We start from the raw sequence: 13005 nt of genomic DNA, 5'->3' as shown, positions 1-13005 counted from the left end.
GCCGAACGGATCCGCACCGAACGGATCCGCACCGCACGGCGGCGAGACACCAGCCACGGAGTACCAGGCCCGATCACTCCGATCGCGGTCGCACACACGGTGAAGAGAGGCAGGTCGGCTGTGGTACTGCGGCAGCAGCCCCAGAGCAACGCGCCAACGCCCGGCGCGGGCACGCACAGCGCCGGAAAGCGCAAGGTCGTACTGAGCACCATCCCGTCCGATTCGCACACCTGGAACCTGCTGTTCCTGCAACTGCTGCTGGAGGAGCACGGCTGTGCCGTCACCAACCTGGGCGCCTGCGTTCCGGTGGCCACGCTGGTCGGCGAGTCGGCGCAGAGCCGGCCCGATCTGATCGTGATCAGCACCGTCAACGGCCACGGCCTGCACGAGGGCCAGGACCTGGCCCGCGCGGTGCGGGCCAGCGCCGAGCTGCGCCAGGTGCCGCTGGTGATCGGCGGCAAGATCGACACCGCCGGATCGGGCGCCGACACCGACTTCCTGCCGCTCTTCGAGGCGGGCTTCGACGCGGTGCTGGTGGGTGAGACGGCCGTGCCGGAGCTGCTGGCGCTGCTGGACCGGCTGCCGGCCGCCGCCGCGCTCGCGCCGTCGGCCGCCGCCCTGGCCCGGAAGGCGTACGCCCATGCGACCCGCTGAACCCCACCGCGCCCTGGAGCTCGCCGCCGAGCGAGCGAGCGGTCCGGCCGGTACCTTCCACGCGGTGCTGGACGCGGCCCGCCGCCGCGGCGCCCTGGTGGTCCAGCCCCGGATGGGCTTCAGCGACCCGGCCAGGATGCGGGCCGGGCTGAGCGCCACCAAGGCGGCCAACGCCACCACCGTCGGCACCCTCACCCTGGACAGCTTCACCCGGGTGGGCGACTTCGCCGCCGTCGACCGCGCGCTGCGCGAGCGCGGGCCGCTCAACGGCTACCCGATCGTCAACTTCCCCACCGCCACCACCACGGCGATGCTGGCTGGCCTGCGCGGGCGGGACTTCCCCGTCCAGGTCCGGCACGGCTCCCCGCTGCCCGGCCGGATCGTCGACGCGCTGATCGAGGCAGGCCTCGACGCCACCGAGGGCGGCCCGATCTCCTACTGCCTGCCCTACAGCCGCACCCCCGTGCAGCGCTCGGTGCTGGCCTGGCAGGAGGCCTGCCAGAAGCTCGCCGCGCTGCGCGAGGGCGGCATCGAGCCGCACCTGGAGAGCTTCGGCGGCTGCATGCTGGGCCAGCTCTGCCCGCCCTCGCTGCTGATCGCGATCACCGTGCTGGAGGGCCTCTTCTTCCGGCGCCACGGGATCCGCAGCATCTCGCTGAGCTACGCCCAGCAGACCAACGAGGAGCAGGACCGGGAGGCCGTGCTCGCGCTGCACGAGATCGCGGCGGAGCTGCTGGGCGACACCAGCTGGCACGTCGTCATCTACGCCTACATGGGCCTCTACCCGGAGACCGAGCACGGCGCGCTGAACCTGGTGGCCGACGCCGCCCGGCTCGCGGTGCGCACCGGCTCCACCCGGCTGATCGTCAAGACCGCCGCGGAGGCCCACCGGATCCCCTCGATCGCGGAGAACGTGACCGCGCTCGAAGTGGCCGCCCGGGCCGCCGCCGGCACCGGACGCCGCCCGGCGCCGCCCGTCGACACCGGGATCAAGGCCGAGGCCCGCGCGCTGATCGAGGCGGTGCTCGACCTCAACGAGGACATCGGCAAGGCGCTGGTGCGGGCCTTCGCCCAGGGCTACCTGGACGTGCCGTACTGCCTGCACCCGGACAACGCCGGCCGCGCCCGGAGCGTGATCTCCGAGCAGGGCCGCCTGGAGTGGAGCCGCACCGGCTCGCTGCCGATCGGCCACCTGGCACCCGCCCGCCGCGCCACCCAGCTGACCTCGACCCGCCTGCTGCACGCCCTGAGCTATGTGAAGTCCCGCTACGACGATGCCGACCACGCCACCGACCACGCCGCCGACCACGCCACGCTGCGCCGCAGCGCCTGAGCAACGACCCGAGGACCCGAGATGACCACCCAGATCGATCGGCCGCTGACGGCCGTCCCCGCCGCCGACGCCCTTCCGCTGCCCCGCCTGCACCTGGCCGACCCGCGCACCCGCGCCACGCTGCGCATCCAGCAGACCCTGCTGGCAGGCGCCCGCGAGTTCCTGCGGGCAGGCGGCTCGGTGGAGATGGCGCACCCGATCATCGGGCCGGTGACCGACCCCGGCTCGCGCGGCGCCAAGCAGGCCGACATCGACTTCTACGGCCACCGCTACAAGCTGATGACCAGTGCGATCCTCTACAAGCAGGCCTCGCTGCTCACCTTCGACCGGATCTTCCTGGTGGCGCCAAACGTCCGCCTGGAGCCGATCGAGACCAGCTCCACCCGCCGCCACCTGGCGGAGTTCCGGCAGATCGACGTCGAGGTGGCCGGGGCCGGGCGCGACGAGGCGATGGACCTGGTCGAGGGCGTCATCCGGCACGCCGTGACCAAGGTGCTGAGCGAGAACGCCGAGGACCTCGCGGTGCTGGAGCGCGACACCGCCGCGCTGCGCGCCTTCGTGGCCCAGCCGTTCGCCCGGCTGCCGCACGGCGAGGTTGTCGAGCGGCTGCGCGCCAAGGGCTATCCGCAGGCGGCCGGCACCGAGATCGAGTGGCAGGCCGAGGAGTTGATCTCCAAGGACGCCACGGCACCGTTCTTCGTGGTCGGCTACCCCAAGGGCTCGCGCGGCTTCTACGACAAGGAGAGCACCACCGAGCCCGGCACCCTGCTCAACTTCGACCTGATCGCCCCCGAGGGCTGCGGTGAGCTGTGCAGCGGCAGCGAGCGGGAGTTCGAGTACGCCAAGATCATCACCCGGATGCGGGAGACCGGCGAGAACCCGGCCAAGTACGCCTGGTACCTGGACGTGGTGCGCAACGGGATCCCGAACAGCGCCGGCTTCGGCATCGGCGTCGAGCGGCTGACCCGCTGGGTGGCCGGGCTGGACGCCGTGTGGGAGGCCACCGCCTTCCCGAAGCTCGCGGGGGTGGTCTCGCCGTGACGTACCTGACCGCACCCGGATTCCCCGAGGACGAGGTCCGCCGCCGGGCCCGCGACGGCGCGGCCGCCCTCTTCCCCCCGCTGGAGGAGTACGGCACCGCCGTGTACGGCGGCACCGGCGCCAGCAGTGCGACCGGCGCCAGCAGTGCGACCGGCGCAAGCGGTGCGAGCGGCGGCGCCGCGCAGCCCGGTGACGCGATCGACGCGCTGCGGCTGGCCCCGCCGCTCTTCATGCCCGGCCGGCTCGCCAAGCTGATCGACCTGGGCCGCGAGCCGCTCTACTCCGACGTCCGCCTGGACACCTCCTTCGGCGGTCTGGCCTCCCCGCTGCCGGTCTACGTCTCCGCGCTCGGCTCGACCCGGGTGGCCAACGCCAGCCTGGGGATCAGCCGCCAGGCCGGCCGGCTCGGCATCCCGATGATCATCGGGGAGAACGTCGCGCCGATGAACGGCTTCCGCACCAGCGGCGACGAGCACCGCAAGGGCCTGCTGGAGCGGATCCACGCCTACCTGGAGGAGCTGCCCGAGGGCCTGGGCGGCATCTGCGTCCAGCAGAGCACCGAGGACGCCAACTCCGAGGTCTGGAACCAGGTGTACAGCGACCCGGCGGTCGGCGAGCTGCTCGCCACCGGACGGCTGGTCTTCGAGCTGAAGGTCGGCCAGGGCGCCAAGCCGGGACTCGGCGGCCTCACCATGATCAGTGAGGCGGCGGTGGCCGGGCTGGACGACCAGTACGCCATCGAGCGGCTGGTCGCCGACGGACCGGTGCTGCGCTGCTCCTCCCCGGGCACCTTCACCGAGGAGATCTTCCGCCAGCAGATCCACCTGATGCGCAACAACTACCCGCGGGCCCGCTGCTGGGTGAAGCTCTTCCCCGGCCGCGACGTCGGCCACGCGGCCGAGGTCGCCTGGCTGGCCGGCGCGGACGCCGTCACCGTCGACGGCGCCGAGGGCGGCACCGGGTGGGCACCCAGCGCCTTCCTGGACCACGTCGGCCTGCCGCTCGCCGAGTGCCTGCGCCGGGTCGGCCCCGCCCGGGGCAGCCTGCTGGCCAGCGGCCGGGTCTGGCAGGGGCCGCGCGCGGTCAAGCTGCTCGCCCTCGGTGCCTCGGCCGTGGGGTTGGGCCGGGCGGCGCTGGTCGCGGTCGACGAGGACCCCGAGGACGGCCTCGAACGGCTGCTGGCCGCCCTGGAGTTGGAGATGAAGCTGCTCATCAGCGCGCTGGGCAAGTACAGCACGGCGGAACTCGGCCGTGAGGACCTGTGGGAGACCGCATCATGATCTACCAGCACACCTACGACATGGTCACCGACGACATCTTCCTCCGGCTGCCCGAACTGGCCCCGGGCGCGGACGTCTTCCTCAAGATCGAGGGCCTCAACCCGGCCGGCTCGGTCAAGCTCAAGACCGCGCTGAGCCTGATCGAGGACGCCGAGCACCGCGGCCTGCTGGCTCCCGGCACCCGGATCATCGAGTCCTCCTCCGGCAACCTCGGCATCGCGCTCAGCTCGATCTGCGCCACCAAGGGCTACCCCTTCACCTGCGTGGTCGACCCCAACACCTCGACCACCAGCGCCGACCACATGCGGGCGCTGGGCACCGAGGTCGTGGTGGTGGAGAACCTGGACGCCAACGGCGGCTTCCTGGCCTCCCGGATCGCCTACATCCAGCAGCGCACCGCCGCCGACCCGGGCATGCTCTGGCTCAACCAGTACGCCAACCAGGCCAACCCCCGTGCGCACTACGAGCAGACCGGGCGCAGCATGCTCAAGGAGCTGCAGCAGATCGACTACCTCTTCGTCGGGGCCGGCTCCACCGGCACCTTCGTCGGCTGCGCCCAGTACCTGCGGGAGTACTCGCCCGACACCCGGATCGTCGCGGTCGACGCCGTCGGCTCGGTGATCTTCGGCAGCCGCGCCGGCCAGCGCTACCTGCCGGGCCTGGGCGCCAGCCGCCGGCCGGAGCTGTGCCGGCCCGAACTCGCCGACGAGGTCGTGCTGGTGGCCGAGCCGGACGCGATCCGCGAGTGCCGCCGACTGGCCCGCGACCACGGCCTGCTGGCCGGCGGCTCCACCGGCTCGGTGCTCGCCGCGATCCGCCACTACGCGGCCGGCTTCCCGCCCGGCAGCCGGATCGCCGCCGTCTCGCCCGACCTGGGCGAGCGCTACCTCAAGACGGTCTACAACGACGGTTGGGTGGCGGAGCGGTTCGGCGCGCTCGCCGGCTGAGGGCCCGTCCCGCACGACTGTCTCGGACGCCCGTCTTGCACATACGTCTTGTACGCACGTCTTGTAGGCACGTCTTGTACGCCGGTCTTGTACGCCGGTCTTGAACGTACGTCTCGCACGACCGTCTTGCACGCACGTCTCGCACACCCGTCATGCACACCCGTCCCGCACACCCGCCCAACGGCGCCGAAGCGCTGATCCGCCGAAAGGCTGAGAGGAAACCCCGATGAGCTCCTTCCATGTGGTCGACGGCACGCTCACCCAGGAGGTGATCGCCGCCTCGCCGGCGAAGATCCTGGAGTTGGTCCGCGACACCTACCTGCAGCACAGCCTGGGTGCCACGGTGAACCCGAACAGCTACTTCCTGCGGTTCCCCGACCAGCCCAGCTGCCGGATCATCGCGCTACCCGCGCACCTCGGCGGCGAGCAGCCGGTCTCCGGGATCAAGTGGATCGCCAGCTACCCGCCCAACGTCGAGCGCAACCTGCAGCGGGCCTCCGCCGTGCTGATCCTCAACGACGCGGAGACCGGCTACCCCTTCGCCTGCCTGGAGGCCTCGCAGATCAGCGCCGCCCGCACCGCCGCCTCGGCGGCGCTCGCGGTGGAGACCCTGCAGCCCGGCGACCGGCCGCGCACCGTCCTCTTCGTGGGCGCCGGAGTGATCGGGCGGACCGTCTCCGACTTCCTGGCCGCCCGCGACCTGGCGGTCGGCGAGTGCCTGGTCTACGACCACGTGGAGGGCTACGCCGAGACCTTCGCCGACTACCTGCGCACCACCCACGGCTGGTCGCAGGCGCAGCGGGCCGAGGACATCGACTCGGCGCTCGCCATGGCCGACCTGGTCGTCCTCGCCACCACCGCCCCCGCACCCTGGCTCAGCGACGAGCAGACGCTGCGCCCCGACCAGCTCATCCTCAACCTCTCGCTGCGGGACATCCACCCGACCGTGATGATCAAGTGCCACAACATCCTGGACGACCTGGACCACTGCCTGACCGCCCAGACCTCCCCGCACCTGACCGAACTCGAGTACGGCACCCGCGACTTCATCGACGGCACGCTGGCCGACGTGCTGAGCGGCAAGGTGACGGTCCATCAGGACCGCACCACCATCTTCTCCCCGTTCGGGCTGGGCGTGCTGGACCTGGCGGTCGGCGCGCACATCTACCGGACCGCGCTGGAGCAGGGCCGGGCCACCGAGATCCCCGGCTTCTTCCCCGACCTGGCCCGGTGGTGAGGGCCCTGGCCCGCTCAGCCGGTTCCTGCTCCGCTCGTTCCCGCTCAGCCGGTTCCTGCTCCGCTCGTTCCCGCTCAGCCGGTTCCTGCTCCGCCCGTTCCCGCTCCGCCGGTTCCTGCTGAGCCGGCGCCGATCGCGGCACCCTCCGTTCCACGGACCCGTCGGGCCCGGTTCCGGCGCCACCTTCCCCCAACTGGGCCAGGCGGCACCGGAACCGGGCCCGACGGGTCCGCGTGGTGGTCCGGGAGGCCCGCGCGGTGGAGCGCGTGGCTTCCCGCGCCCGAGGACGTCTCCGGCAGGACGTCTCCGGCGCGGGGCTGCGCGGAGTAACCTGGATATCACCGAAGGCACCTCGCATGCTGGTCCCGACACCGGCGTCGTCTTTGGCGGACGATAATCGCGGATCCGGCCCGAGCCGGGTCCGCAGACGGGTCCTTCGTGATGACCACCTACCTCGATCAGGCGGCTACGCCTGTTCTCCCGCTCGAACCTCAGGCGGCTACGCCTGGCCCCTCGCTCGAACCCCTGCGCACAGCCGCGCGCCTCTCCCGGGCGCCCGACGGCGTCGCCCCCGGCCGCCTGGACGGCGCCTGGTGGCCGCGCTCGCGTGACCTCCTCGTCGAACTCCCCGCACTGGCTGATGCGTTGGCCGAGCGCTGGGGTCAGATCACCCGGATCACGGTGAACCCGGCGCAGTGGCCCGTCATCCCCGGGCGGATCCCGATCACGGGACACGTCGTGCACGCGGGCTGGTTCACCGCGGAGCAGGACGAGCACCTGATCATGGTGTTCTCCTTCGGCTCCCGCCGGCTCGACCTGCTGGTCGTCCCGCCGGAGACGGATGTCGTGGATGCCACGAGGCTGCTGCGTGAGGCCGCCGACCCCGCCAACGGCCTGACCGCGAGTGGTCTGATGGCCACCTCCGCGGGCCCCGCCATTCCTGTCGGCACTGCCACTGCCACTGCCACTGCCGCGGCCGTCGCCCCCGAGTTCCTGACGTCGTCCGTCGCGCCGGCCGACGGCTCGATCGCGGCGGCCAGGCGTGCGGCTGTCGCCCGGACCCGGGCCGCCGCCTGGCCGACCCCGGCGTAGGCCGGCCCGCGACCACCCGCGCGACCGGACCCGCGACCACCCGCGCGACCGGACCCGCGGCTACTCGCGCGACCACTCGGTCTCGGCCTGAGGCGCGCCGTCCGGCCGGTGCCCCTCCCAGAGCCGGATCCTGATCGCCCGGGGGCCGGGCGCGGGTGAGGCGAGCGTGCGCACGAACACCTCCCGCAGGTGGTTGGCCGCCTGCTGGGGCGGTCCGTCGTAGGCCACGGGGTTGGGCGTCGGGGCACCGTCGTGGCGGGACCAGCGCCCGGTGTCGTCCTGGGTCTCGAGAATCCACCAGTGGTTCGGCATCCCGGCCTCCTGGGCTCGGTCCGTGCGCGGTAGCGGCCCCGCCACCCCCACCGTACTGCCGTGGAGGCGGGGAGCGCCGTGCGGCGGTGGTCAACGGCCCCGGTACGGTGTGTTCGAGTACGGTGTGTTCGAGTTGAGGGTGGAACGGACAGGGTTCGGGGCGGAACGGACAGGGTGGGGTCACGTTGGTCGCGGCAATCAGCGCTTTCATCGGCGTCACCCTGTTTCTCGTCCTCCTGGCCGCCTTCCTCCTGCGCGCCGCCTGGCTGTCCTGGCGGCACCCGCTGCGGGCGCCCCGGTTGCGGCTGACCAAGTCCTCCGACCCGGCCGTCATCCGCGGTCACGAACGCGGCATCGTGCCCTTCGCGGCGGGATGGGCGCTGATGCCCCTGCTCGTGGTCGACGGCACGGTGGACGACGGGCTGGGCGGGGTGACCGGAGCCGTCGCGGCCCTCACCGCCCTGCTGAGCCTCGTCGGCTTCCTCCTCGGGATGGTGCTGCACGCCACCATCGCGTGGTTCAACCGCCCGAGGCTCCTCGTGCCGCCGCACCGGCGGGACGAGACCGGTTCGCTGGTCGAATGGTTCCACCACCGCCGGGAGTCGGCCGCCGCGCTCAAGTCGGCCGCCGAGCAGGCCGGCCCGGGGGCCTGAGGTCGGATCCCCGTGTCCCGCAGGCCCCCGTGAAAACCGTTCGCGGCGCGCGGAGGGGGCCTACTAGCGTGTCCCGACATGGACATTGACGATCCCAAGGAGCTGGTCCGGCGCGGATACGACGCCCTGTCCTCGCGCTACGACGAGGTGTACGGCTCCGAGACGAAGTACCAGTCCTGGCTCAGCGAACTCTGTCGCCGCGTCCCGGCCGGAAGCAGGGTACTCGACCTGGGTTGTGGCAGCGGAGTGCCCGTCGCGCGTGACCTGACGGCCGCGGGGTGCCAGGTCACGGGCGTCGACATCAGCGACGTCCAGATCCGCAGGGCCCGCGAGCGCGTGCCGCGGGCGGAGTTCGTCCGCGCCGATGCCACGACCCTGGACTTCGGCGGCGGATCCTTCGACGCGATCGTCTCCTTCTACGCCCTGATCCACATCCCCCTGGAGGAACAGCCGCCGCTGCTGCGGAAGATGGCCTCGTGGCTGCGGCCCGGGGGATGGTTCCTGGGCACCACCGGGCACCGCGCGTGGACCGGACTCGACGAGAACTGGCTCGACGGCGGGACGGCCATGTGGTGGAGCCACGCGGACACCCCCACCTACCGGGCCTGGCTCACCCGCGCGGGCCTGGTGGTCGAACAGGAGGAGTTCGTCCCCGAGGGCGAAGGCGGACACGCGCTGTTCTGGGCCCGCCGTCCGGAGAGCTGAGCCCGCCGTCCCGGCCGAGCCGCCAGGCGTGGTGGCTCGGCCGGGCGAGCCACCGCGCCTGGCGCGACCTCAGCCGATGATCTCGTAGTCGAACCAGACCCGGTGCGTGCCATCGGCGTCGACCGTCATCCCGCCGGCGCCGGTGATGCCGGTCAGCTCCCCGGTGCCGCTGGAGGGGACGATGGTGAAGAACTCGGCGGTGCGGTCGCTGCCCGTGGTCGTCGCCGAGTGCGCGAAGTTGAAGGTGCCGGCCCGGCCGTGCAGCGAGCCCTCGAAGGACTCCAGGGCCAGATAGGTGCCGACTCCGGTCGTCTGGTCGAACGCCGCGGTGAAGAGGGTGGCGGAGTGGCCGACGACCTCGCCCTCGTAGTGCTTCTCCATCGTCGCGACACCCGCCGGGGTGCCGGTGGCCACGGCCGGGGTCGGCACCACGTCGGTCGGGACGAAGTTCTTCACGCTGAACGTTCCAGTGGATCTCATGGGGCTGACCGTATCGACGCGGTCCGACAGCCGTCGATGGGTTTGATCAGGTGTTTCCCCGCGCGACTGCCGCGCGGCCCGGTGCGGTGCGGCCGGGTGCGGTGCGGCCCGGTGCGGTGCTGTCCGGTCCGGTGTGGTCCGGTCCGGTCCGCAGGTCATCGATCAAGTGGGCCAGCAGTGCGGCGCGTTCGGGCAGGTCGGCGATCGAGATGTGCTCGCCCTCGGCGTGCGCCCCGTCGCCGACGGCCCCCAGGCCGTCCAGGGTGGGACACCCCACCGCGGCGGTGAAGTTCCCGTCGGAGGCGCCTCCGACCACGACGCTCCGCAACTCGCCCAGGCCGAGCGCGCTCGCCCGGGCACCCGCCCGCCGGAACAGCGCGGCACTGGAGCTCGGCGGCAGCGGCGGCCGGTGCGGACCGCCGCTGACGGTCAGCGAGGTGCCGGGCACCACGGGTGCCGTGGTCGCCAGGGAGCGCAGCGCGGCATCGATGCGCTCGGCCTCCTGCTGGCCGCTGACCCGCACGTCCAGCTCGACGTAGGCGTGCGCCGGGACGGTGTTGCCGGCCGTGCCCGCCGCACTCAGGGTCGGGGTGACGGTGGATCCCAGTTCCGGCCTGGCCAGCGCGTCGACGGCCAGCAGCAGATGGGCCAGCGCGGTGAGGGCGTTGGCTCCCTTCTCCGGCTCCAGGCCCGCGTGCGCGGCGCGGCCCGTCACCTCCAGCCGGTACATGCCCGTGCCCTTGCGCCCGGTCTTCAGCGCACCGCGACCGGAGCCTTCGAGGACCAGCGCGGCGGTGGCCCGCCGGCCCAGTTCCTCGATCAGCTGCCGGCTGCTCTGGGAGCCGACCTCCTCGTCCGAGGTCAGCAGGATCTCGACCCCGGCCCGGTCGTCCAGCACCGAGACCGCGTGGAGCAGCTGCACGATCCCGGCCTTCATGTCGAAGCAGCCCGGACCGGTGGCGGTGCCGGCGGCCTCGTCCACGGCGAACGGCCAGCGCCCCAGCGTGCCCAGTGGCCAGACGGTGTCGAAGTGCCCGATCAGCGCGATGGTGGCCCCACCCGGACGGGCGGGCCACCGCCACCGCAGGTGGGTCCGGCCGTCGACCTCGACGAACTCGGCCGGGTCGCCCAGGATCTCCTTCCCCAGGCCGGAGACGACCTGCGCGCCGGCGGCACAGGCGGCCAGGTCCTCCGACGGGGTCTCGGCCGAGACCAGCCTGCCGAGCTGCTCCACCATCTGACCGGTCCGCCGACGCAGCTCCGCCAGCAGGCCGTCTTCCTTGATCGTCTCCACCACGGCATCATCGCGCACCGCCCGCGCGACCCGGTGGGCGGGCCCTCGGCTTGTACGCGTTCACGGGGGAGGCGGCGTCGGCCCGGTTCGCGTCGGCGCGCGGTTGGTGGCGCCGGTGGAGTGCTTGACGGGTGTACGGCGCGCGTCTGCTGGACGTCGTGGTGCCTGCGTTGGGCGTCGCGGTGCCCGCGTTGGGCGTCCCGCCGGGCGGCCGGGCGGCCGGGCGCGTGGTCCGGCCGCCCGGCGGGACGCGGCGGTTGCGCCCGTTAGAGTGCCGATCATGTCCGATGCTCAGCGATATGACGGTCCGCGCGCCGAACCAGCCACGAGGGAAGCGTGGTTGACCGACCCCCAGTTCCTGGTACGTGCGGCCCCGGGGGAGGTCGAGGCGCTGCTGGAGGGTGCGTCGGGCCCCGCGGCGCGGTTGGCGGCGGCGGTGTACCGGGCTTCGGCGCACCTGCACCGGGCCGCGACCGGGGGTGTGCGCCGGCAGTTGCTGGCCCTGGATGCCGCGCGCTTCGGCGACCTGGAGCTCTCCGCGCGGATCACCTCGGCACCGGTGGCCGGGGAGCCGGCGGCGCGGTGGGGGGTGGACTGGGCGACCGGCTCACTGGTCGACCACCGGTTCCGACACGTCCTCGCCGGGCACACCGGCCGGGTGTGCGCGCTGGCGACGGCGGTGGTGGACGGCCGGACGCTCGCCGTGACCGGCAGCGAGGACGGGACGCTCCGCCTGTGGGACCTGGCCACCGGGGAGCCGGTCGGCGAACCCATGGGCCGCGGCGACTGGGTGGCCGAGGTGCTGGCGGTGGCGACCGTCGAGCTGGACGGCCGGACGCTCGCGGTCACCGGCGACGTCGACGGTATGGTGCGCCGCTGGGACCTGGTCACCCGGGAGCCGGTCGGAGCGCCCCTCGCCGGGCACACCGGCTGGGTGTGCGCGGTGGCGACGGTGGTGCTCGACGGTCGGCCCCTCGCGGTCACCACCGGCGAGGACGGGACGGTGCGGCGCTGGGACCTGATCACCGGTGCGCAGTTCGGCGAGCCACTCACCGGCCACGCCGAGGGGGTGTGGGCGGTGGCGACCGTCGAGCTGGACGGCCGGACGCTCGCGGTCACCGGCGGCGACGACGAGATGGTGCGGGTGTGGGACCTGGCCGCCGGCGAGGAGTTCGGCGCGGCCTGCATCGGCCACACCGGCCGCGTGGTGGCGGTGGCGACCCTGGTGCTGGACGGCCGGACGCTCGCCGTGACCGGCAGCGAGGACGGGACGCTCCAGGCGTGGGACCTGGCCACCCGGGCACCGGTCGGCGCGCCCATCGCCGGCCATGTCGGCGGGGTGAGCGCCCTGGCGGCGGTGCTGCTGGACGGCCGGGCCCTGGCCGTCGTCGGTGATCCCGACGGGACGGTCCGGGTGTGGGAGCTGCTCACGGGCGCACAGCTCGGCACCGCTGTCACCCTCCATGAGGACGTCGTGCTGGCGGTGGCGACCGCGGTGGTGGACGGCCGCCCGCTCGCCCTGACGGGCGATGGCGACGGCATGGTGAGGGCGTGGGACCTGACGTCCGAGCACCAGGTCGGCGAGCCCTTCGACGGGGACGGGCAGGAGGAGGCGGCGATGGCGACGGCGGTGCTGGACGGTCGCCCGGTCGCGGTAGCCAGTTCCGGTCAAGGCGGCACACCAGTAGGGGATCTGATGGATGGTCGGCAACTCGGCGAGGAGATCGCCGGACACAGCGGAAGGGGGCGTGCGGTGGCAGCGCTGATGATGGACGGCCGGCTCCTCGTCGCCACCGGCGGCCAGGACCGGACGGTGCGGCTGTGGGATCCGGCGACGCGCGAGCAGGTCGGGGTGCCGCTGGTATTCCCCCTGCCGGTCCGCGCGCTGGGCGCCGCGCCGGAGGGCCGGCTGGTGGTGAGCTTCGGAGCGGAGCTCGCGGTGCTGTCACGGCGTTGACCTGCCCCGCGCGTCACGGC

At 73.2% G+C, this 13005-nt stretch carries 13 protein-coding genes; 10 read left to right on the top strand and 3 right to left on the bottom strand.

What is annotated here, in order from left to right; translation table 11 throughout:
* The first annotated feature begins 120 nt into the window (after window positions 1-120).
* The 7 genes from OG455_RS02255 to OG455_RS02225 all read left to right on the top strand — a co-directional run bounded on the left by OG455_RS02255 (window position 121) and on the right by OG455_RS02225 (window position 7584).
* On the top strand, window positions 121-654 hold the full coding sequence (locus tag OG455_RS02255; protein WP_266289579.1) for a cobalamin B12-binding domain-containing protein: 534 nt from the start codon (window positions 121-123) through the stop codon (window positions 652-654).
* Complete coding sequence (locus OG455_RS02250; protein WP_266289577.1) at window positions 641-1987, top strand: methylaspartate mutase; 1347 nt, start codon at window positions 641-643, stop codon at window positions 1985-1987. Before OG455_RS02255 ends, OG455_RS02250 begins: the two co-directional genes overlap by 14 nt.
* Before the next feature lie 21 nt (window positions 1988-2008).
* On the top strand, window positions 2009-3028 hold the full coding sequence (locus tag OG455_RS02245; protein WP_266289575.1) for an asparagine synthetase A: 1020 nt from the start codon (window positions 2009-2011) through the stop codon (window positions 3026-3028).
* The gene (locus OG455_RS02240) at window positions 3025-4308 is read left to right on the top strand and encodes a glutamate synthase-related protein (RefSeq protein ID WP_266289573.1); all 1284 of its coding nucleotides are present in this window, start codon (window positions 3025-3027) and stop codon (window positions 4306-4308) included. The genes OG455_RS02245 and OG455_RS02240 overlap by 4 nt, the downstream gene beginning before the upstream one ends.
* The gene (sbnA, locus tag OG455_RS02235) at window positions 4305-5255 is read left to right on the top strand and encodes a 2,3-diaminopropionate biosynthesis protein SbnA (protein ID WP_266289571.1); all 951 of its coding nucleotides are present in this window, start codon (window positions 4305-4307) and stop codon (window positions 5253-5255) included. The genes OG455_RS02240 and sbnA overlap by 4 nt, the downstream gene beginning before the upstream one ends.
* A gap of 226 nt (window positions 5256-5481) precedes the next feature.
* Window positions 5482-6492, top strand: coding sequence for a 2,3-diaminopropionate biosynthesis protein SbnB (sbnB, locus tag OG455_RS02230; protein ID WP_266289569.1), 1011 nt, complete (start codon window positions 5482-5484; stop codon window positions 6490-6492).
* A gap of 441 nt (window positions 6493-6933) precedes the next feature.
* Window positions 6934-7584 carry a DUF5994 family protein gene (locus OG455_RS02225; protein WP_266289567.1) on the top strand — a complete coding sequence of 217 codons (651 nt, stop codon included), beginning with the start codon at window positions 6934-6936 and terminating at the stop codon, window positions 7582-7584.
* Window positions 7585-7644: 60 nt separating this feature from the next.
* Here OG455_RS02225 and OG455_RS02220 read toward each other — a convergent pair whose 3' ends face one another.
* On the bottom strand, window positions 7645-7896 hold the full coding sequence (locus OG455_RS02220; RefSeq protein ID WP_266289565.1) for a hypothetical protein: 252 nt from the start codon (window positions 7894-7896) through the stop codon (window positions 7645-7647).
* Between the two features lie 185 nt (window positions 7897-8081).
* Here OG455_RS02220 and OG455_RS02215 point away from each other — a divergent pair, with 185 nt between their 5' ends.
* The gene (locus OG455_RS02215) at window positions 8082-8549 is read left to right on the top strand and encodes a hypothetical protein (protein ID WP_266289563.1); all 468 of its coding nucleotides are present in this window, start codon (window positions 8082-8084) and stop codon (window positions 8547-8549) included.
* A gap of 78 nt (window positions 8550-8627) precedes the next feature.
* Window positions 8628-9254, top strand: coding sequence for a class I SAM-dependent methyltransferase (locus OG455_RS02210; RefSeq protein ID WP_266289561.1), 627 nt, complete (start codon window positions 8628-8630; stop codon window positions 9252-9254).
* 69 nt (window positions 9255-9323) lie between these two features.
* On the opposite strand, the gene OG455_RS02205 is transcribed toward OG455_RS02210, so the two are convergent.
* Window positions 9324-9734: a DUF3224 domain-containing protein gene (locus OG455_RS02205; RefSeq protein WP_266289559.1), complete on the bottom strand. Its 411-nt coding sequence runs from the start codon at window positions 9732-9734 to the stop codon at window positions 9324-9326.
* Between the two features lie 46 nt (window positions 9735-9780).
* Window positions 9781-11028 (bottom strand): M20/M25/M40 family metallo-hydrolase, encoded by a 1248-nt coding sequence (locus tag OG455_RS02200; RefSeq protein WP_323185388.1) that lies wholly within the window; start codon window positions 11026-11028, stop codon window positions 9781-9783.
* A gap of 340 nt (window positions 11029-11368) precedes the next feature.
* Between OG455_RS02200 and OG455_RS02195 the strand changes: the two genes are divergently transcribed.
* A complete protein-coding gene (locus tag OG455_RS02195) occupies window positions 11369-12985 on the top strand; it encodes a WD40 repeat domain-containing protein (protein ID WP_266289557.1) in 1617 nt (538 codons plus the stop codon).
* Window positions 12986-13005 lie beyond the last annotated feature (20 nt).

Origin of the sequence: Kitasatospora sp. NBC_01287 (assembly GCF_026340565.1) — a bacterium.
Taxonomy (GTDB): Bacteria; Actinomycetota; Actinomycetes; order Streptomycetales; family Streptomycetaceae; genus Kitasatospora.
Note: the sequence above shows the minus strand (reverse complement) of the source record. Positions and strands in the feature narration are given on the sequence as shown.

Bases quoted from the DNA above. Each gene is read 5' to 3' on its own strand.
- OG455_RS02250 (WP_266289577.1), top strand. From the start codon at position 641: ATGCGACCCGCTGAACCCCACCGCGCCCTGGAGCTCGCCGCCGAGCGA.
- OG455_RS02245 (WP_266289575.1), top strand. From the start codon at position 2,009: ATGACCACCCAGATCGATCGGCCGCTGACGGCCGTCCCCGCCGCCGAC.
- sbnA (WP_266289571.1), top strand. From the start codon at position 4,305: ATGATCTACCAGCACACCTACGACATGGTCACCGACGACATCTTCCTC.
- sbnB (WP_266289569.1), top strand. From the start codon at position 5,482: ATGAGCTCCTTCCATGTGGTCGACGGCACGCTCACCCAGGAGGTGATC.
- OG455_RS02225 (WP_266289567.1), top strand. From the start codon at position 6,934: ATGACCACCTACCTCGATCAGGCGGCTACGCCTGTTCTCCCGCTCGAA.
- OG455_RS02220 (WP_266289565.1), bottom strand. From the start codon at position 7,896: ATGCCGAACCACTGGTGGATTCTCGAGACCCAGGACGACACCGGGCGC.
- OG455_RS02210 (WP_266289561.1), top strand. From the start codon at position 8,628: ATGGACATTGACGATCCCAAGGAGCTGGTCCGGCGCGGATACGACGCC.
- OG455_RS02205 (WP_266289559.1), bottom strand. From the start codon at position 9,734: ATGAGATCCACTGGAACGTTCAGCGTGAAGAACTTCGTCCCGACCGAC.